The following is an 18,498-nucleotide window of genomic DNA, read 5'->3' as shown; positions in this document are numbered from 1 at the left end:
GCAGCGCCTGCATGTCGATGTCCATGTCAGCTCTCCTGTCCGGCGTCGGCGCCGGCCTCGTCGTCCACGGGGCCCAGCCCCGTCAGGTCCACCTCGACGCGGGCGTCGCGCACGTCCGTCAGCGACAACCGCACCGGTTCGCCCACGGTGGGGCGCCGTCCCTTGAGTCCCGGCTTGACCGGCACGACGACGATCTCGCCGTCGACTACCTCGGTGAGCCGGCCCGCGACGGTGGTCGCGTCGGCCAGCTGCACCGTGACGGTCCGGCCCACGGCGCGCACGAAGTGCCGGCGCTCGGTGAGCGGCCGCGCCACTCCCCTGGTGCCGACCTCGAGCGTGTAGTGGCCGGCGATGACGTCGGCAGCGTCGAGCGCGTCGGACACGGCGCGGGTCGCGTCGGAGACGCGGTCCAGGTCCAGCTCGCCCTCGTCGTCCTCGGGCAGGTCGAGCGAGACGACGACCGTGGAACGTGCTCCGGCCCGGTGGATCTCGACGTCGTCGAGCACGAGTCCCTGGGCGGCGACGGCGGGTTCGAGGATCTCGCGGACCTGCTCTGCGCCAGCGGCTGCGGCCATGACCGGCCTCCGTTCTGGTCCCGCGGGTCGCTCGACCCTGTGATGTTGTCGGTCCAGCCTAACGAGTCCGCGCGCGCCCGCGGTCCGGCCACGGGCTCGCGTGGCAGGATCTGCCGCGATGAGGACCACTGCGACGCGCCCGTTCCCGCACGACGACCGCCTGCGGAAGCCCTCGCGCGCCGCGAGCCACGTGGTGAGGATCACGGCGATCCTGCTCGCTCTGGGGCTGCTCGGCGCCTGCTCGATCCGGCTCGAGACACCCGCGCAGGTGGAGCCGTCGCCCGGCGCGGTGGAGCAGGTGCGCGCCCGGACGCTCGACGACGCCACCGACCTGGCCCAGGCCGCGCAGTCGGCGCTCGCGACGAAGCCGTCCAAGGCCGTCGCGGCGGTGCTGACCGACGTCGCGGAATTCTCCGACCAGCACGCCGCCCAGCTCGGCCCCGTCTACGACTCGGGCCTGACTCCGTCCCCGACCGCGACGACCGCCCCGCCCGCGAGCGACGCCGCGGCAGTGCTCGCAGACCTCGCAGACGCGACCCGCACCGCGCTGGCCGACGCCGACGACGTCGACGACGCCGGCCTCGCGCGGCTGGTCGCCTCGATCGCGACCGCGCGCGACCAGCTCACCCGCCGCCTGGCCCGCGCGACGGGCGTCGACACGCCCGACCTCGACGTCGTCGTCCAGCCGACGCCTGCGCCGAGCCCGACCGGCAGCCCCGCGCCCGAGCCGACCCCGTCGCCCGAGCAGACGCAGGCCGCACAGTCCTCGTCGGCCGACGACCTCGACGCGCTCGTCCTCGCGCACGACCAGGCCGGCTACGCGTACGAGGTGATCGCGGCGCAGCAGTCGGGCGACGTGCGCACCCAGGCACGAGACGCCGCCGCCGCGCACCGCGACGAGGCGCAGCGATGGGCCGTCGCGGCAGGTACGGCGCAGACGAAGGACGACCCCCGACGCGCGGCCTACACGCTGCCGGACGGCCTGACGACGACCAGGACGGCCCGCCGCCTGGCCGTCTCGCTCGAGTCGGGGATCGCCGAGGCCGACGCGACGCTCGTCGCGCGCACCCCGGCCGGCGAGCGCCAGCCGTTCATGGACGGCCTCCGGACGGCGACCGCCGCGGCCCGCTCGTGGGGCGGCGCGGCGGTCGCGTTCCCCGGGCTGCCCGAGCGCGCGCAGAGCTGACAGACCGGCTGGCTACCGCAGCGAGTCGACGAGCTCCGCGACCCGGTCCGCCGCCTCGGCGACGGCCACCTGCTCGGCGGTCCCGCCCACGCGCGGCCGGACCTCGACGACCCCCTCGGCCAGGCCGCGGCCGACGACGACGACGAGCGGCACGCCCAGGAGCTCGGCGTCGGCGAACTTCACGCCGGGCGAGACCTTGGGGCGGTCGTCGTAGATGACCTCGATTCCGCGCGAGTGCAGCGTCTGGGCGATCGACTCGGCGGCCTCGAACACGGCCTCGTCCTTGCCCGTCGCGACGACGTGCACCTGCGCGGGTGCGACGTGCGCCGGCCAGGCCAGGCCGCGCTCGTCGTGGTTGGCCTCGGCGAGCGCAGCGAGGACGCGCGTGACGCCGATGCCGTACGAGCCCATCGTGACGACCTGCGCCTTGCCGTTCTGGTCCAGGACCGTCAGGCCGAGCGCGGAGGCGTACTTGCGGCCGAGCGCGAAGATGTGGCCGATCTCGATGCCGCGCGCGAGCTCGAGCGGTCCCGAGCCGTCCGGCGCGGGGTCGCCCGCACGGACCTCGGCTGCCTCGACGGTGCCGTCGGCCGTGAAGTCGCGGCCCGCGACGAGGTCGAACACGTGCCGACCCTGCTCGTTCGCGCCCGTGATCCAGCGGCTGCCCTCCACGACGCGCGGGTCGAGCAGGTAGCGCACCGACCCCTCGGCGCCGTTGGGGCCGAGCACGGACGGGCCGATGTAGCCGCGCACGAGCTCGGGGTGCCGCGCGAAGTCCGCGTCTCCCGCGGTCTCGACCTCAGCCGGGGCGACGCCGGCCTCGAGCCGCTTGAGGTCGACCTCGCGGTCACCCGGCAGGCCGATGACGAGGAGCTCTCGCTCGCCCGAGGGCTGCACGAGCGCGACGACGACGTTCTTGAGCGTGTCCGCGGCCGTCCAGGCGCGGTCGGGGCGCGGGTGCTGCGCGTTGGCCAGCGCGACGAGCGAGTCGATCGTCGGGGTGTCGGGGGTGTCCTCGACGTGCGCCTGCGGGGCGTCGTCGTACGCGATCGCGTCGGGCACGACCGTCGTGACCGCCTCGACGTTGGCCGCGTAGCCGCCCGCCGAGCGCACGAAGGTGTCCTCGCCGATGGCGGTCGGGGTGAGGAACTCCTCCGAGCGCGAGCCGCCCATCGCGCCCGACGTGGCCGCGACGATGACGTACTCGAGCCCGAGCCGGTCGAAGATCCGCCGGTAGGCGTCGCGCTGCGCCTGGTAGCTGGCCTCCAGGCCCGCGTCGTCGACGTCGAAGGAGTAGGCGTCCTTCATGACGAACTCGCGGCCGCGGATGAGGCCCGCGCGGGGACGCGCCTCGTCGCGGTACTTGGTCTGGATCTGGAACAGCGTCAGCGGCAGGTCCTTGTACGACGAGTACAGGTCCTTGACCAGCAGCGTGAACAGCTCCTCGTGCGTGGGCGCGAGCAGGTAGTCGCCGCCCTTGCGGTCCTTGAGCCGGAAGATGTTGGGCCCGTACTCGGTCCAGCGACCCGTCGCCTCGTAGGGCTCCTTGGGCAGCAGCGCCGGGAAGTGCACCTCCTGGGCGCCCGCGGCCTCCATCTCCTCGCGCACGACGGCCTCGACCTTGGCGAGGACCTTCAGGCCCAGCGGCAGCCAGGTGTAGATGCCGGGGGCGGCGCGGCGGATGTACCCCGCGCGCACGAGCAGCCGGTGGCTGGCGACCTCGGCGTCGGCGGGGTCCTCGCGCAGCGTGCGGACGAACAGCGTGGACAGGCGAAGGAGCATGGGCGCCAGCCTAGTTGGCGCGGGCTGGTCCGCCCGCACTGTTACCCGGGTGGTGCGCGCGTGGGTGCGGTGCGCCACGATAGGCCCGTGCCCGAGCTCCCCGAGGTCGAAGGGCTCGCCCAGTTCCTGCGCGAGCGTGCGTCCGAGCATGCCGTGACCGCGGTGAGCATCGGCGCGATCAGCGCGCTCAAGACGTTCGACCCCTCGCCCGACGCCCTCGTCGGCGCCACCGTGGTGGACGTGAGCCGGCACGGCAAGTGGCTCGACCTCATGGTCGCCACGAGCACGGGCGAGCCGCTGCACCTGATCTGGCACCTGTCGCGCGCGGGCTGGCTGCGCTGGTCGGAGAAGCTCACGACCACGCCCGTGCGTCCCGGCAAGTCACCGATCGCGCTCCGCGTGCGGCTCGACGACGACTCGGGGTTCGACCTCACCGAGGCCGGAACCCGCAAGCGCCTCGCGGTCCACGTGGTCCGCGATCCCGAGGACGTGCGCCAGATCGCGACCCTCGGCGTCGAGCCGCTCTCCGAGGAGTTCACGCCGCAGCGGCTCGCCGAGCTGCTCGCCGCGAGGAACCAGCAGGTCAAGGGCCTGCTGCGCGACCAGGGCACGATCGCCGGCATCGGCAACGCGTACTCCGACGAGATCCTGCTCGAGGCGCGCATGTCGCCGTTCGCCATGACGAAGTCGTTCGACGAGGAGAAGACGGCGACGCTCTACGCCGCGATCCGGGACGTCCTGACCGGCGCGGTCGCAGTCGCCGCGGGCCGGCCCGCGGCCGAGCTCAAGGACGGCAAGCGACGCAGCATGCGCGTGCACGGCCGCACGGGCGAGCTGTGCCCGGGCTGGGACGGGACGCCGTGCGGCGACACGGTGCACGAGGTGTCGTTCGCCGACTCGTCGCTGCAGTACTGCCCGACGTGCCAGACGGGCGGCAAGCCGCTCGCCGACCGCCGGATGTCCCGGCTCCTGCGGTAGCCGCCTAGAACAGCACGGTCGCGTACGACCCGACCTGGCGGAAGCCCACCCGGCGGTAGGCGGCCAGAGCACGCACGTTGTACGAGTTCACGTACAGCGAGACGACGGGCGCGACGTCGGCCAGCGCCAGCTCGACGACGGCTGCCATCCCCCGCTCCGAGAGGCCCTTGCCGCGGTGCTCGGGCGCGACCCACACACCCTGCACCTGCGCGACTCCCCCGGCGACCGCGCCGAGCTCGGCCTTGAACATCACCGAGCGCCGGTCGTCGTCGGACATCCGCACGTACGAGCGCCCCTGGGTCACCAGGCTGCGCACGCGGGTCTCGTACGGGCCGCCCGGGCCGCTCGCGGGCGAGTAGCCGACCTCCTCGGTGAACATCCGCACGCAGGCGGGCAGCACGTCGGGCAGCTCGTCCAGGCGCGACGGGCGCACCCGCGGGTCCGGGGCGATGACGGGCGGGCCGTCCATGACCATCGACGGCTGGTCGTCGCGCACCTCGCGCGCACCGGGCCACGCGGGGCGCAAGCGTCCCCACAGGCCGAGGACCGCGTAGGCGGGGCCGACGAGGGACGAGCAGCGCCGGCCCTGCCGGCGGGCCATCGACGCGAAGGACTCGATCGCGCGGTCGGGGTCGACCTCGGGCGCCTCGGGGACGACCGGGACCATGTTCGCGCCGGCCCAGCAGATGCCCTCGAGCCGGCCGTCCTTCTCGTAGCCCCACAGCTCGCCGCCGGCGCGCCGGATGCCGATCTCGAGCGCCTGCTCGAGGCGTGCGGTGGCCAGGACCGACCCGACGGGGTCCTGCGCGCAGACGGCGAGAGCGGCCGCGAGGTCGCCGTCGTCGAGAACGCGCCCCCCGGTCCGCTCGTCGAGCGCCGTCGCGCGACGTAGTGCCATGGGGTGATTGTGCACCAGGTCACACTCCGCGTGCGCAGCGACGCGGCGTGGGGCGGGTCAGCCGACCGTGACGACCGGGGAGCCGTCGCCCGACTCGACCGGGTCCATCTCCTCGGCGAGGCGCATGGCCTCCTCGATCAGCGTCTCGACGATCATCGCCTCGGGCACGGTCTTGATGACCTCGCCGCGGACGAAGATCTGGCCCTTGCCGTTGCCGGAGGCGACACCGAGGTCGGCCTCGCGGGCCTCCCCCGGGCCGTTGACGACACAGCCCATGACCGCGACGCGCAGCGGCACCTCCATGCCCTCGAGCCCGGCGGTGACCTTCTCGGCGAGCGTGTAGACGTCCACCTGCGCGCGCCCGCAGGACGGGCAGGAGACGATCTCGAGCTTGCGCGGACGCAGGTTCAGCGACTGCAGGATCTGGATGCCGACCTTGACCTCCTCGACGGGAGGGGCCGAGAGCGAGACGCGGATCGTGTCGCCGATGCCCTTGCTCAGCAGCGCACCGAACGCGGTCGCGGACTTGATCGTGCCCTGGAACGCCGGCCCGGCCTCGGTCACGCCGAGGTGCAGCGGCCAGTCGCCCCGCTCGGAGAGCAGCTCGTAGGCACGCACCATGACGACGGGGTCGTTGTGCTTGACCGAGATCTTGAAGTCGTGGAAGTCGTGCTCCTCGAACAGCGACGCCTCCCAGACGGCGGACTCGACGAGCGCCTCGGGCGTCGCCTTGCCGTACTTGGCCAGCAGCCGAGGGTCGAGCGAGCCGGCGTTGACGCCGATCCGCAGGCTCGTGCCCGCGTCGGCGGCGGCGCGTGCGATCGCGCCCACCTGGTCGTCGAACTTGCGGATGTTGCCCGGGTTGACGCGGACGGCCGCGCAGCCCGCGTCGATCGCCGCGAAGACGTACTTGGGCTGGAAGTGGATGTCGGCGATCACCGGGATCTGCGACTTGCGCGCGATGGCGGGCAGCGCGTCGGCGTCGTCCTGGGTCGGCACGGCCACGCGCACGATGTCGCAGCCCGCGGCCGTGAGCTCGGCGATCTGCTGGAGGGTGGAGTTGATGTCGGAGGTCTGCGTCGTCGCCATGGACTGGACGCTCACGGGGGCGTCGCCGCCGACCTCGATCTTGCCGACACGGATCTTGCGGGTACGGCGACGCGGGGCCAGCACGGGTGCGGGGGCCTCCGGCATGCCGAGGCTGATCGGGATGCTCACCCGGCCATCATCGCACCGTCCGGCACCCGTACCTGCGTCAGGGCGTGCGCCTGCACGAGTTCCCCACGCAACCTCACCCGGGCGCCCGGGGTCACGTGCCGTCGATCTCGTCCCGCCGGGCCAGGAGCAGCCGGTCGAGCACGTCGTCGGGCACCGGGTGGTCCTCGGTGAACCGCAGCGTGCCCTTGGCGAGCGAGAACTCCGCGAGCTCGTCGCGCACGGTGTCGAGCGCGGGCGGGCTGAACGGGTACAGGCCGATGTGCCCCTTCGCGGACATCACCGACAGCAACGGCTTGCCGCGGTAGCGCGGGGCCGGCATGCCGTAGCCGACGCCGTCCTCCGCGTCCGGGACGAGCGCACGCGCACGGGCGTAGACGCGCTCGATCGCCGCGCGCCGCTCGGTCGGAAGACTCTCGAGGTACTCGCTGAGCTCTGACATGGCTTCGAGGGTAGCGAGCGGCTCAGATCGCGATCGGGTTGAAGACGTCCGCGTAGACCAGCAGCAGGCCGACCGCGCCGAGCACGACGAACACCGCGTACGCGAGCGGCACGAGCTTCGCCGAGTCGAACGGGCCGGGTCGTGGCCTGCCCCGCAGGCGGGCGACCTGACGCCGGCCGCCCTCCCAGAGCGCAGCGGCGACGTGCCCGCCGTCGAGCGGGGGAAGCGGGATGAGGTTGAAGACGAAGAGCGAGATGTTGAGCACAGCGAGGATCGAGAGCAGCGAGGACGCCTTGATGCCCTCGCTCACGTCGTTCGCCGACGCGATCTCGCCGGCGAACCGGCCGATCCCGACGACGCCGACGATGCTGTTGACGTCGCGCTCCTTGTTCCCGAACGTGGTCTGCGCGAGGTCGACGACGCGGCTCGGCAGGGTCGCCACGACCGAGATCGTCTTCCAGGTGGTGTCCGCGACGATGCCGGGCACGGCGAGCGGCGACTGGCGCTCCATGACCTCGCTCGGCGAGATGCCGAGGAAGCCGACCGCCTGCGTCTCCTGCACGCCCGACGCGTCGAGCACGGGCTGGCCGCTCTCGTCGTACACGCCGCGCTGGGCGACGACCGGGGTGACGGTCAGCGCGACCTGCTTGCCGTCGCGCTCGACGACGATGGGGGTGGCCTCGTCGCCCGTGGCGCGGATTGCGGTGGTCAGCTGGCCCCAGGAGTCGATCGCGACGCCGCCGTAGCTGACGACGGTGTCACCCGGGAGCAGGCCAGCGGCGGCACCGGGCGCGGCCGGGTCGGTGGGGAGGCAGGTGCGGTCCGGGTCGGCGTCCGACGGGATCACGCACGCCGAGACGGTCGAGAGCGTGGGCGTCGTCGTCGGGGTGCCGAAGCCGACCGCGACGATCCCGAGCAGCACGAACGCGATCACCAGGTTCATCACCGGCCCGCCGAGCATCACGACCAGCTTCTTGGGCGTCGACAGGTGGTAGAACGCCCGGGCGTCCTCGCCGGGGTGGATCTCCTCGGCGCTCGCGAGCCGCGCGTCGCGCGACAGGCGCCGGAACCACGTGTTCGCCGGCGGGTTGCCGACGGCCTCGTCGGGCGCGTACATCCCGACGAGCCGCACGTAGCCACCCAGCGGGATCGCCTTGAGCCCGTACTCGGTCTCGCCCTTGGTCCGCGACCAGAGCGTCGGGCCGAAGCCCACCATGTACTGGCTCACGCGCACGCCGAAGCGCTTGGCGGGAACCATGTGGCCGACCTCGTGCAGTCCGATGGACAGGAGCAGGACTGCGACGACGATCAGCACACCGACCAGGTAGGCCATCGACCCTCCGAGGTTGAGACGCACGCGGGCGCCGTGACACAGGACGACGCACGGTCGCGCGCGTCGCCCTATCCTGCCGCCATTGTCTGGGAATCCACTGACAGCCAGCAGGGTGAGACTGCGCGCGTCGCGCCGCCCGCCCCCGGCGACCGCGACCGGCTAGCGTCCGAGCATGACGTCGCTCTGGTCCGCGCACCTGGCCGATCGCCGGCCCACCGAACCGCTCGACGGCGACACGACCGCCGACGTGGTCATCGTCGGCGCCGGGCTCACGGGCCTGTGGACCGCCTACTACCTGCTCGACGCCGACGCCGCGCTCGACGTGCTGCTCGTCGACGCGGGCGCGGTGGGCGAGGGCGCGAGCACGCAGGGCGTCGGCGCGTGCTCGGCCGACCTCGCGATCAGCGCCGAGCGCGTCGCGCTCGCGTTCGGGCGGGACGCCGCGCTCGACCTGCGGGGCGCACTGCGCGACGCCGTGGTCGAGGTCGGCGGCGCGCTCGCGCTCGAGGAGGTCGACTGCGGGTTCACGTTCGGCGGCGCGCTGCGGCTCGCGCGCAACGCCGCGCAGGTCGAGCGGATCGGCGAGCTCGTCGCGAGCGCACCCACGTGGGGCGACGAGTGGCACCTGCTCGACCCCGCCGGTGTCGGGACCCACGTGAGCGTGCCCGCCGTGCAGGCGGGCGCGTGGACCCCGGACTGTGCCGTGCTGGACCCCGCGCGCCTCGTCCGCGGCCTGCTCGACGTCCTGCTCGCGCGCGGCGTGCGGCTCGCCGAGCACACCACCGCGCTGCGGGTCTCGCCGCGCGCGGTGCTCACCGACCGCGGGACCGTGCGCGCACCGATCGTGCTGACGACCGTCGAGGCCGGAGGCCCCGGCGTCGCGTCGGGCCGGACGCTGGCCGCGGTCCCCGCGCACGGCCTGGCGACCGCGCGCCTCGACGCGCACGTGTGGGCCGAGATCGGGCTCGAGCCGGGCGTCGTCGTGAGCGAGGCGGCGCACCTGCCCGTGCACGCCCGCCGCACGGCCGACGACCGCCTCGTCCTGACTGGTGCGGGCCGTCCGCACGAGCTCGACCGCGCGCTGGCCGCGCTGTTCCCGGCCGCCGACGCGACCGGGGCCCTGCGCTGGTCCGGCCAGATCGGCGTGCCGCGCGACGGGCTCCCGTCGGTGGAGCTCGACGCGGACACCGGGCTCGGCGGCGCGGGCGGGTTCGGTGCCGCGGGCATCACGGCGGCCAACCTCGCGGGCCGCACGCTCGCCGACCTGGCCTGCGGGGTCGACTCGCCGCTCGTCCACCTGCCGTGGGTCGGCCACCGCTCCCCGGACTGGCCGCCACTCGGGGGCGCGGCCGTGAGCCTCGCCCTGCGGGCCGCGGCGAGGGCGGACGCCGCCGAGGCCGCCGGGCGGAGCAGCCGGGCCGCCACGGCCGTGCTCGACCGCGTCCAGATCGGCTAGCGCCGAGCGAGCACCTCGTGGGCACGCGCGCGCGCCCACGTCTCGGCCGCGAGCACGGCGTCGAGGCTCAGGTCCGTCGCGGGGGTGCCGCGGTGCTCGTCGAGCACGCGCTCGACCGTCCCGACGATGTCGAGGAACCCGATGCGGCCGTCGAGGAACGCGGCCACGCACTCCTCGTTCGCCGCGTTGTAGACGGCCGGATGGGTCGCGGACGCCGCGGCCGCCGCGCGGGCGAGGCGCACGGCCCCGAAGACCTCCTCGTCGAGCGGCTCGAAGGTCCAGGTCGCGGCGGCGGTCCAGTCGCACGGCGGCGCGACGTCGGCGACCCGCTCGGGCCAGGACAGGCCGAGCGCGATCGGCAGCCGCATGTCCGGCGGCGAGGCCTGCGCGATCGTCGAGCCGTCGACGAACTCGACCATGGAGTGCACGACCGACTGCGGGTGCACGACGACCGTGATGTCGTCGATCGGCACGTCGAACAGCAGGTGCGCCTCGATGAGCTCGAGCCCCTTGTTCATGAGCGTCGAGGAGTTGATCGTCACGACGGGGCCCATCGACCACGTGGGGTGCGCGAGCGCCTGCTGCGGGGTCACCGCCTTGACGTCGTCGAGCGTCCGGCCGCGGAACGGGCCCCCCGAGGCGGTGAGGATCAGCCGGCGCACCTCGGGTCGCGATCCCCCGCGCAGCGACTGCGCGATGGCCGAGTGCTCGGAGTCGACGGGCACGATCTGGTCGTCGCGGAGCCGCGCGGCCTGCACGAGCGTGCCGCCGACGACGAGCGACTCCTTGTTGGCCAGGGCCAGCGTGCTGCCGGCCGCCAGCGCGGCCAGCGTGGGACCGAGCCCCACGGAACCGGTGACGCCGTTCAGCACGACGTCCGCTCCGCGCCCGGCGAGCTCCTTAGAGGCGTCGGGTCCGACGAGCACCTCCACGTCGTGCCCCGCGAGCAGCTCGCGCAGCGGCGCCTCGGCCCGGGGGTCGGCGACCGCCACGACCGCGACACCGAGCTCGACCGCCTGCCGCGCCAGGAGCGCGACGTCGCCGCCGCCCGCGCTGAGACCGACCACGTCGAAGCGGTCGGGGTTGCGCGTGATGACGTCGACCGCCTGGGTGCCGATCGATCCGGTCGACCCGAGCAGGGCGACCGTGCGTGGGATGGTCATCGTCGGGTCACTCGACGCCGAGCAGCACCTCGACGGCACGCGCGAAGAACGCGTCCACCGCCGCCTCGCCGTACGCGTTGTGGCCCTTGCGCGACCGGAACGTCGCGGCGCGGACCTCCGCGGCGGACAGCGGTGCACCCTTGTCGAAGTAGGCGACCAGGCGGTGGCACAGCGCGTCGACGTCGGCGGGCTCGTAGCCCTGGTGCCGACCCTCGGGCGGCGCGAACCGGTCGCCGTCCGGGCGGCCCAGCCGGCCGTACAGCGTGCGTGCCTGCTCGCCGAGCTTGGCGAGCCAGGCCTGCTGGCCGTTCTCCGCGACGAACTCGGCGCGCGAGCGGGCCACGAACGCGGCCTCGAGCCGGTCGAGGGCCGCGTCCACCGCGGCCGTGACGTACCCGCCACGGACCACGTCGAACGCCACGCCGCGCACGTCCTTGGCGGCCAGCGCCCCCGCGGGACCCTGCTCGTACACCGCCCGGGCGTGCTCGAAGAAGTCGTCGACCTCGTCGGGGTCGTAGCCGCTGCGCAGCCCCGACGCCGTCCGGAACATCCCGTCGCTCACTCGTCCTCCTCCGCCGCGAGCTGGCCGCAGGCTCCGTCGATCTCGCTTCCGCGCGTGTCCCGGATGGTCGTCGGGATCCCGTGCGCCCGCAAGCGTGCCACGAACTCGTCCTCGACCCCGGGATCGCTCGCCGTCCACTTCGAGCCGGCGACGGGGTTGAGCGGGATCGGGTTGCAGTGCACCCAGCCCTTGCCGCGCGCGTTGAGCTTCTCGCCGAGCAGGTCGGCGCGCCACGCGTGGTCGTTGATGTCACGGATCAGCGCGTACTCGATGGACACGCGGCGGCCGGTGACCTCGAAGTAGTGGTACGCCGCGTCGATCGCCTCGTCGACGTCCCAGCGCGTGTTGACCGGGACGAGCTCGCTGCGCAGCTCGTCGTCGGGTGCGTGCAGCGACAGCGCGAGTGTCACCGGGATGCCCTCGTCGGCCAGCTTGAGCATGGCCGGGACCATGCCGACCGTCGAGACCGTGATGTTGCGGGCCGACATGCCGAAGCCGTCGGGCGTCGGCGCGACCAGGGTCCGGACCGTGCCCATGATCGCCTTGTAGTTGGCCAGCGGCTCACCCATGCCCATGAAGACGACGTTCGTCAGCCGCGCCGGGCCGCCGGGGATCTCGCCGGCGCCCAGCGCCCGCGCGGCCTCCCGGACCTGCTCGACGATCTCGGCGGTCGACAGGTTCCGGGTCAGGCCCATCTTGCCCGTGGCGCAGAAGCCGCACGCCAGGCCGCAGCCGACCTGGCTCGAGATGCACAGCGTCGAGCGGTTCTTGTAGCGCATGAGGACCGTCTCGACCTTGGCGCCGTCGAACAGGTGCCACAGGGTCTTGACCGTGGTGCCGCCGTCCGCGGTCAGGGTGCGCGCGTTGGTCAACAGCGGCGGGAAGAGGCTCTCGGCCAGCTTGTCGCGGGAAGCCTTCGACAGGTCGGTCATGGTCGACGGGTCCGACGACAGGTGCGTGAAGTAGTGCGTCGCGAGCTGCTTGGCCCGGAACGGCTTCTCCCCCAGGCCCGTGACGGCGGCGATGCGCTCCTCGGGCGTGAGGTCGACGAAGTGCTGCGGCGGCTTGCCGCGGGGGCCCCGCGTCGGGGACGACAGGTCGAGGCGCACGGGTGTCCCGGTCATGGGCACCCCCTTCTGGTGAACTCGGGTTACGCGGGCTGGAGGACCGCGAGGATCAGGTAGACGGCCGGGGCCGTCAGGAGGAGCGAGTCGAGGCGGTCGAGGATGCCGCCGTGGCCGGGGACGAGCGAGCCCATGTCCTTGAGCTCGAGGTCCCGCTTGAGCAGCGACTCGCACAGGTCGCCGAGGGTCGCGGTCACGACGGTCGCGAGGCCGAGGAAGACCCCGACCAGCGCGTTGCCGTCGAACGCGACCTGCATGCTCACGACGCCGACGACGCAGGCGAGCACGACCGAGCCGACCAGGCCCTCCCAGGACTTCTTGGGGCTCACGGACGGGGCGAGCGGGTGGCGGCCGACGAGCACGCCGACGGTGTAGCCGCCGGTGTCGCTCGCGACGCACAGCAGGATGAAGACGAGCACGCGCGCGGGGCCGTCGGGCTCGGCCAGCATGAGCATGACGAAGCCGCCCAGGAACGGGAGGTACGCGGCCGCGAACGTGCCCGCGGTCGCGTCGCGCAGCGCCGGCTCACCGCTGCCGTCCAGGACGCGCCAGATGACGACGCCGCCGACGGTGAGCATGAACGCGACGAACAGCGCCTCAGGCCCCGCGGTGTACGCCGAGACGAGGATGCCGACGGCGCCGACGAGCAGCGGCAGCAGCGGCAGGTGGATGCCGCGGCGCGTGAAGGCCTGCGCGAGCTCCCACAGGGCCGCGCACACCACGAGGATCGCGAAGCCCGCGAAGACCTCCTTGACGATGAACAAGGAGGCGACGACGACCACGAGGATGCCGAGCCCGACGGCGATCGCGACCGGCAGGTCGCGACCCGAGCGGGACGTGCGGGGGGCGGCGAGCTCCGTCATCAGACCTCGAGCAGCTCGCTCTCCTTGGACGCCAGCAGGTGGTCGATGAGCTCGGTGTGCTTCTTGGTGAGCACCTCGAGCTCCTTCTCCGCCCGGCTGACCTCGTCCTCGCCGGCCTCGCCGTCCTTGACGATGCGGTCCAGCTCCTCCTTGGCACGACGACGCACGGAGCGCACCGAGATGCGCGCGTCCTCGGCCTTGTTCTTGGCGAGCTTGACGAAGTCCTTGCGGCGGTCCTGCGTCAGGGCGGGCAGCACGACGCGGATGACGTTGCCGTCGTTCGTCGGGTTCACGCCCAGGTCCGAGTCGCGCAGCGCCTTCTCGATGCCGACGCTGGCCGACTTGTCGAAGGGCGAGATGAGGATCGTGCGGGCCTCGGTCACGTTGAACGACGCGAGCTGCTGCAGCGGCGTGGGGCTGCCGTAGTAGTCGACGAAGATCTTCGAGAACATCGCCGCGTTGGCCCGGCCCGTGCGGATGGTCGCGAAGTCGTCCTTGGCGACCTCGACGGCCTTGTCCATCTTCTCCTCGGCCTCGAGGAGGGTGTCGTCGATCACCAGGTGCTCCGTCTCGTTCGTGTCGGTGGTGGTGCTTCGTGAGGGTGCGGTCAGCCTGCGGTGACCAGCGTCCCGATCTTCTCACCCTGCAGGGCCCGGGTGACGTTGCCCTCGTCCTCGAGCCCGAACACGCGCATGACCACGTCGTTGTCGCGGCACAGCGAGAGCGCGGTGGAGTCCATGACGGCCAGGTCGCCGACGATCGCGTCGGTGTACGTCAGGTGGTCGAGCTTGACCGCGTCGGGGTCCTTGCGCGGGTCGGCGGTGTAGACGCCGTCGACGCCGTTCTTGCCCATGAGCACCTCGTCGCAGTGCGTCTCGAGGGCGCGCTGGACGCTGACCGTGTCGGTCGAGAAGTACGGCATCCCGGCGCCGGCGCCGAAGATCACGACGCGGCCCTTCTCGAGGTGCCGGATGGCGCGCAGCGGGATGTACGGCTCGGCGACCTGGCCCATCGTGATGGCGGTCTGCACGCGCGTGCTCACCCCGGCCTGCTCGAGGAAGTCCTGCAGCGCCAGGCAGTTCATGACCGTGCCGAGCATGCCCATGTAGTCGGCACGCGCACGGTCGAGCCCGCTCTGCGAGAGCTGGGCGCCGCGGAAGAAGTTGCCGCCGCCGACGACGATCGCGACCTGCACGCCGTCGCGCACGGCCACGGCGATCTCCTCGGCGACCCGGCGGACCACGTCGACCGCGAGGCCGACGTCACCGCCGCCGAAGGTCTCGCCGGAGAGCTTGAGCAGGACCCGCCGCGGGGCCGCCTCGGTCGTCACGTCGGTGGGCTGCTGGCTCACGCGTTCCTCCTGGGTGTCGATCGGGCTGGAGCTCGGGTCCTGCGCCGGTGGCCCCGACCCTGGACGGGCGGGGCCACCGGGTGGTGCTGGGGTCAGGCTCCCACGCGGTAGCGCACGAAGCCCTGGAGGGTCGCGCCGGCCTCGGAGAGGACCTGGCCGACCGACTTCTTCGGGTCCTTGGCGAACGCCTGGTCGAGCAGGACGTTCTCCTTGAAGAAGCCGTTGAGGCGGCCCTCGATGATCTTCGGGAGCGCGGCCTCGGGCTTGCCCTCGTTGCGCGCGGTCTCCTCGGCAATCTTGCGCTCGTTCTCGACCGTCTCGGCCGAGACCTCGTCGCGCGTCAGGAACAGCGGCGAGAACGCGGCGATGTGCGTCGCGATGTCGCGCGCCACGCCGGCACCGGCCGCGTCGGTCGCCACGAGGACGCCGACCTGCGGGGGCAGGTCCTTGTTGACCTTGTGCAGGTAGACCTCGACGTGCTCGCCGGCCACGCGGGCCAGGCGGCGGACGACGACGCGCTCACCCAGGGTGGCGGCCGTCTCGTCGACGATGTTCTGCACGGTCGTGCCCTGGTACTCCGCGCCGACGAGCGCGTCCGCGTCGCGGGCGCCCGTCTCGACGGCGGCGTCGAGGACGCGCTGCGCGAGCGAGATGAAGTTCTCGCTCTTGGCGACGAAGTCGGTCTCCGAGTTGACCTCGACGAGCACGCCGGACTGGCCCTCGCCGTCCGCGGTCGGGCCGACGTGGGCGGCCACGAGGCCGTCCGAGGCCGAGCGGCCCTCGCGCTTGCCCACGCCCTTGAGGCCCTTGACGCGGATGATCTCGAGCGCCTTGTCGGCGTCGCCCTCCGCCTCCTCGAGCGCCTTCTTGACGTCGAGCATGCCTGCGCCGGTCTTCTCGCGCAGCGCCTTGATGTCTGCGAGCGAGTAGTTCGCCATCAGTGGTGTCCGTCCTTAGTGAGTCGTGACGATCGTGCGGGACCCTGGCGGGTCGGTGACGTGCCGGGTGCCGGCGACCTGTGCAGGTCCGCCGGCACCCGAGCGGGTCACTTGGAGTCGGCGTCGCCCTCGGCAGCAGCCTCGGCGGGGGCCTCGGCATCAGCCGGCGCCTCCTCGACGACCTCAGCGGTCTCGACGACGGCCTCGGCCTCGGCCGGGGCGGCCTCGACAGCGGCCTCGGCCTCGACGGGCGCGGCGTCAGCAGGCGCGGCGTCAGCAGCAGGCGCGGCCTCGGCGGCCGGGGCCGCCTCCGTCGCGGCCAGGTCGGCCTCGGCGCCGGCGAGGAGCTCGCGCTCCCACTCGGCCAGGGGCTCAGCGGCCTCGGTGCCCTCGGCGGCCGCGGTGCGACCCGAGTGGCGCTTGAGCAGACCGTCGGCCGCAGCGTCCGCGATCACGCGGGTGAGCAGCTGGACGGCGCGGATCGCGTCGTCGTTGCCCGGGATCGGGTAGTCGACGACGTCGGGGTCGCAGTTGGTGTCCAGGATCGCGACGACGGGGATGCCGAGCTTGCGCGCCTCGTTGACGGCGAGGTGCTCCTTGTTCGTGTCGACGATCCAGACGGCCGAGGGAACCTTGGCCATGTCCCGGATGCCGCCGAGCGTCTTCGCGAGCTTGTCCTTCTCGCGGCGCAGGACGAGCAGCTCCTTCTTCGTCAGCGGCGAGCTCGCCACGTCGTCGAAGTCGATCTGCTCGAGCTCCTTGAGGCGCTGCAGGCGCTTGTGCACCGTGCCGAAGTTGGTCAGCATGCCGCCGAGCCAGCGCTGGTTGACGTAGGGCATGCCCACGCGTGCGGCCTGCTCGGCCACGGGCTCCTGCGCCTGCTTCTTGGTGCCGACGAACAGGATGGTGCCGCCGTGCGCGACGGTCTGGCTGACGAACTCGTAGGCGTTGTCGATGTACGACAGCGACTGCTGCAGGTCGACGATGTAGATGCCGTTGCGCTCGGTGAAGATGAAGCGCTTCATCTTGGGGTTCCAGCGACGGGTCTGGTGCCCGAAGTGGACACCGCTCTCGAGCAGCTGGCGCATGGTCACGACGGCCATGGCACGTCCTTCCGGCGCGCACCTGCCGGTGCGCGCGTCATGGCGGGCCCCTGCGACGGAGCCCGCAATCTCGGTTGTGGCGCCGACCTGGGTCGGTGCCCCTGGCGTCATGTCCCCGGCCGCGCCGAACCCTGAGGTCCGGACCGTTGCGGCGGCGACCCCGCACCATGACCCGCCGGAGCGGGAGGTGTGCGAGTGGATGACGCGCGAAGTCGACCGGCACGGACCGGTCGCATGCGGCAGTCTAGCCGATCGCCGGGGTCGGCCGCGTCACGCCAGGACGCGATGCCTGTGCCGTTGGCCACGACCCGGCACGGTTCCTCGTGCACGTCGAGCCGACCACAGCCCCAGCGTGCGACGACGAGGTCCACCGATCCGGCCGACGCCTCGACGCCGCTCCCCGGCCGCGGACCATCCTGCCGTGCATGACGACGCCAGCTCGCACCGGCCATCACAGCCGTCACTCCGTCTCGACCCCGGCAGCTCGGTCGCGACTCCGTCAGGGTCTCGGACCACCGCCACGCGCCGCCACGGTCGCTTCGCTGCAGGTGCCGGCTCAGGGCCACGCGCGACGGCTCCGCGCTGTTGCTCACGTCGTGGCGCTGCTCGTCGCCGCCGCTGCGCTCGCCGGGCCTGCCGCCGCCGGACCCCCACCCGCCGAACCGCCGACGGCGCCCGCGCCGCGCATGTTCGTGCTCCCCCTGCCCGGACGGGCCGACGTACTGCGCGCGTTCGAGCGACCACCGGCGCCCTGGGCGGCCGGTCACCGCGGTGTCGACCTCGCCGCGGTGACAGGTGGCGACGTGCTCGCACCCGGGGACGGTGTCGTGACGTTCGCCGGCCGGGTGGCGGGGCGACCGCTCGTGACCGTGGCTCTGGCGGGAGGACTGCGCTCGAGCGTCGAACCGGTCGTGCCCGACGTGGCCGCCGGCGACCGCGTCAAGGCCGGCGAGCTCGTCGGCTCGGTCGCCGCTGGCGGTGGCCACTGCAGTCAGCCGTGCGCGCACTGGGGCGTGCGCGCGGGTCGCAGCGATCCGCCGGTCTACCTCGACCCGATGACGCTCCTGGGCGGCGCCGGGCCGATCATCCTGCTGCCCGAGCCGACCATCCAGCGACGCGCGGCGTGGCCAGACGGGTGAGGCGGCTGTCGGACCCGCTGCGACCCGACTCGCTGCAATCAGACTCGCTGCGGTCAGACGCCCGCGGCGGTCAGACGTCCGCGCAGGCGGAGCATCGCGGCGGTGTGCATCTGCGAGATCCGCGACTCGGTCACGCCGAGCACGCGACCGATCTCCGCGAGAGTGAGGCCCTCGTAGTAGTACATGACGACGACCATGCGCTCGCGCTCGCCGAGCTGCTCGATCGCACGCGAGAGGAGGAACGAGGTCTCGGCGGCCTCGACGCTGCCCGCGGGGTCCTGCGATCGGTCGTCGCCGAGGGTGTCGACGAGCGAGACGCCGCCGACGCGCTCCTCGCCGCCACCGAGCAGCTCGTCGAGCGCCGCGATGTTGACCGAAGAGAGCTGGGAG

The 18,498-nt window shown here is 73.1% G+C and carries 19 protein-coding genes; 4 read left to right on the top strand and 15 right to left on the bottom strand.

The window, feature by feature from the left end:
- Positions 1–26 precede the first annotated feature (26 nt).
- Complete coding sequence (locus tag D1825_RS06425) at positions 27–575, bottom strand: ribosome maturation factor RimP (protein ID WP_118766615.1); 549 nt, start codon at positions 573–575, stop codon at positions 27–29.
- A 118-nt stretch (positions 576–693) separates the two neighbouring features.
- On the opposite strand from D1825_RS06425, the gene D1825_RS06420 reads away from it, so the two are divergent.
- Positions 694–1,761: a DUF4439 domain-containing protein gene (locus D1825_RS06420; protein WP_118766614.1), complete on the top strand. Its 1,068-nt coding sequence runs from the start codon at positions 694–696 to the stop codon at positions 1,759–1,761.
- A 12-nt stretch (positions 1,762–1,773) separates the two neighbouring features.
- Here the strand turns inward: D1825_RS06420 and D1825_RS06415 are convergent, their stop codons facing one another.
- Positions 1,774–3,543, bottom strand: a complete 1,770-nt coding sequence (locus D1825_RS06415; protein WP_118766613.1) for a proline--tRNA ligase — start codon at positions 3,541–3,543, stop codon at positions 1,774–1,776.
- An 87-nt stretch (positions 3,544–3,630) separates the two neighbouring features.
- Here D1825_RS06415 and D1825_RS06410 point away from each other — a divergent pair, with 87 nt between their 5' ends.
- Positions 3,631–4,521 carry an Fpg/Nei family DNA glycosylase gene (locus D1825_RS06410; protein WP_118766612.1) on the top strand — a complete coding sequence of 297 codons (891 nt, stop codon included), beginning with the start codon at positions 3,631–3,633 and terminating at the stop codon, positions 4,519–4,521.
- Between the two features lie 4 nt (positions 4,522–4,525).
- Here D1825_RS06410 and D1825_RS06405 read toward each other — a convergent pair whose 3' ends face one another.
- The 4 genes from D1825_RS06405 to D1825_RS06390 form a co-directional block, all read right to left on the bottom strand.
- Complete coding sequence (locus D1825_RS06405) at positions 4,526–5,419, bottom strand: GNAT family N-acetyltransferase (RefSeq protein ID WP_118766611.1); 894 nt, start codon at positions 5,417–5,419, stop codon at positions 4,526–4,528.
- Between the two features lie 57 nt (positions 5,420–5,476).
- The gene (gene ispG, locus D1825_RS06400) at positions 5,477–6,637 is read right to left on the bottom strand and encodes a flavodoxin-dependent (E)-4-hydroxy-3-methylbut-2-enyl-diphosphate synthase (RefSeq protein ID WP_118766610.1); all 1,161 of its coding nucleotides are present in this window, start codon (positions 6,635–6,637) and stop codon (positions 5,477–5,479) included.
- Positions 6,638–6,728: 91 nt separating this feature from the next.
- On the bottom strand, positions 6,729–7,076 hold the full coding sequence (locus D1825_RS06395) for an iron chaperone (protein WP_118766609.1): 348 nt from the start codon (positions 7,074–7,076) through the stop codon (positions 6,729–6,731).
- A gap of 22 nt (positions 7,077–7,098) precedes the next feature.
- A complete protein-coding gene (locus tag D1825_RS06390) occupies positions 7,099–8,409 on the bottom strand; it encodes a M50 family metallopeptidase (protein ID WP_118766617.1) in 1,311 nt (436 codons plus the stop codon).
- 172 nt (positions 8,410–8,581) lie between these two features.
- Between D1825_RS06390 and D1825_RS06385 the strand changes: the two genes are divergently transcribed.
- Positions 8,582–9,865 carry an NAD(P)/FAD-dependent oxidoreductase gene (locus D1825_RS06385; protein WP_118766608.1) on the top strand — a complete coding sequence of 428 codons (1,284 nt, stop codon included), beginning with the start codon at positions 8,582–8,584 and terminating at the stop codon, positions 9,863–9,865.
- Here the strand turns inward: D1825_RS06385 and dxr are convergent.
- The 8 genes from dxr to rpsB all read right to left on the bottom strand — a co-directional run bounded on the left by dxr (position 9,862) and on the right by rpsB (position 16,969).
- A complete protein-coding gene (dxr, locus tag D1825_RS06380; protein WP_118766607.1) occupies positions 9,862–11,028 on the bottom strand; it encodes a 1-deoxy-D-xylulose-5-phosphate reductoisomerase in 1,167 nt (388 codons plus the stop codon). The genes D1825_RS06385 and dxr overlap by 4 nt on opposite strands.
- Before the next feature lie 7 nt (positions 11,029–11,035).
- Entirely contained in the window at positions 11,036–11,590 is a 555-nt protein-coding gene (locus D1825_RS06375) for a DivIVA domain-containing protein (RefSeq protein WP_118766606.1), read from the bottom strand.
- Positions 11,587–12,714: a 23S rRNA (adenine(2503)-C(2))-methyltransferase RlmN gene (gene rlmN / locus D1825_RS06370; protein ID WP_118766605.1), complete on the bottom strand. Its 1,128-nt coding sequence runs from the start codon at positions 12,712–12,714 to the stop codon at positions 11,587–11,589. Before rlmN ends, D1825_RS06375 begins: the two co-directional genes overlap by 4 nt.
- A gap of 26 nt (positions 12,715–12,740) precedes the next feature.
- The gene (locus D1825_RS06365; RefSeq protein ID WP_118766604.1) at positions 12,741–13,577 is read right to left on the bottom strand and encodes a phosphatidate cytidylyltransferase; all 837 of its coding nucleotides are present in this window, start codon (positions 13,575–13,577) and stop codon (positions 12,741–12,743) included.
- Positions 13,577–14,134 (bottom strand): ribosome recycling factor, encoded by a 558-nt coding sequence (frr, locus tag D1825_RS06360; protein WP_118766603.1) that lies wholly within the window; start codon positions 14,132–14,134, stop codon positions 13,577–13,579. The genes D1825_RS06365 and frr overlap by 1 nt, the downstream gene beginning before the upstream one ends.
- Positions 14,135–14,184: 50 nt before the next feature.
- Positions 14,185–14,928, bottom strand: coding sequence for a UMP kinase (gene pyrH, locus D1825_RS06355; protein ID WP_118766602.1), 744 nt, complete (start codon positions 14,926–14,928; stop codon positions 14,185–14,187).
- Between the two features lie 92 nt (positions 14,929–15,020).
- Positions 15,021–15,866 (bottom strand): translation elongation factor Ts, encoded by an 846-nt coding sequence (gene tsf, locus D1825_RS06350; protein WP_118766601.1) that lies wholly within the window; start codon positions 15,864–15,866, stop codon positions 15,021–15,023.
- Positions 15,867–15,973: 107 nt separating this feature from the next.
- Entirely contained in the window at positions 15,974–16,969 is a 996-nt protein-coding gene (rpsB, locus tag D1825_RS06345) for a 30S ribosomal protein S2 (RefSeq protein ID WP_118766600.1), read from the bottom strand.
- Positions 16,970–17,565: 596 nt separating this feature from the next.
- Between rpsB and D1825_RS06340 the strand changes: the two genes are divergently transcribed.
- On the top strand, positions 17,566–18,108 hold the full coding sequence (locus D1825_RS06340; protein WP_233549669.1) for a peptidoglycan DD-metalloendopeptidase family protein: 543 nt from the start codon (positions 17,566–17,568) through the stop codon (positions 18,106–18,108).
- Between the two features lie 53 nt (positions 18,109–18,161).
- On the opposite strand, the gene D1825_RS06335 is transcribed toward D1825_RS06340, so the two are convergent.
- Positions 18,162–18,498: sigma-70 family RNA polymerase sigma factor (locus tag D1825_RS06335; RefSeq protein ID WP_118766599.1), on the bottom strand; the 337-nt coding region annotated here is incomplete at its 5' end.

This window comes from Cellulomonas rhizosphaerae, assembly GCF_003470205.1.
Lineage (GTDB): Bacteria > Actinomycetota > Actinomycetes > Actinomycetales > Cellulomonadaceae > Cellulomonas > Cellulomonas rhizosphaerae.
The sequence above is the reverse complement of the archived record's forward strand: the minus strand, read 5'-3'. Positions and strand labels throughout refer to the sequence as shown.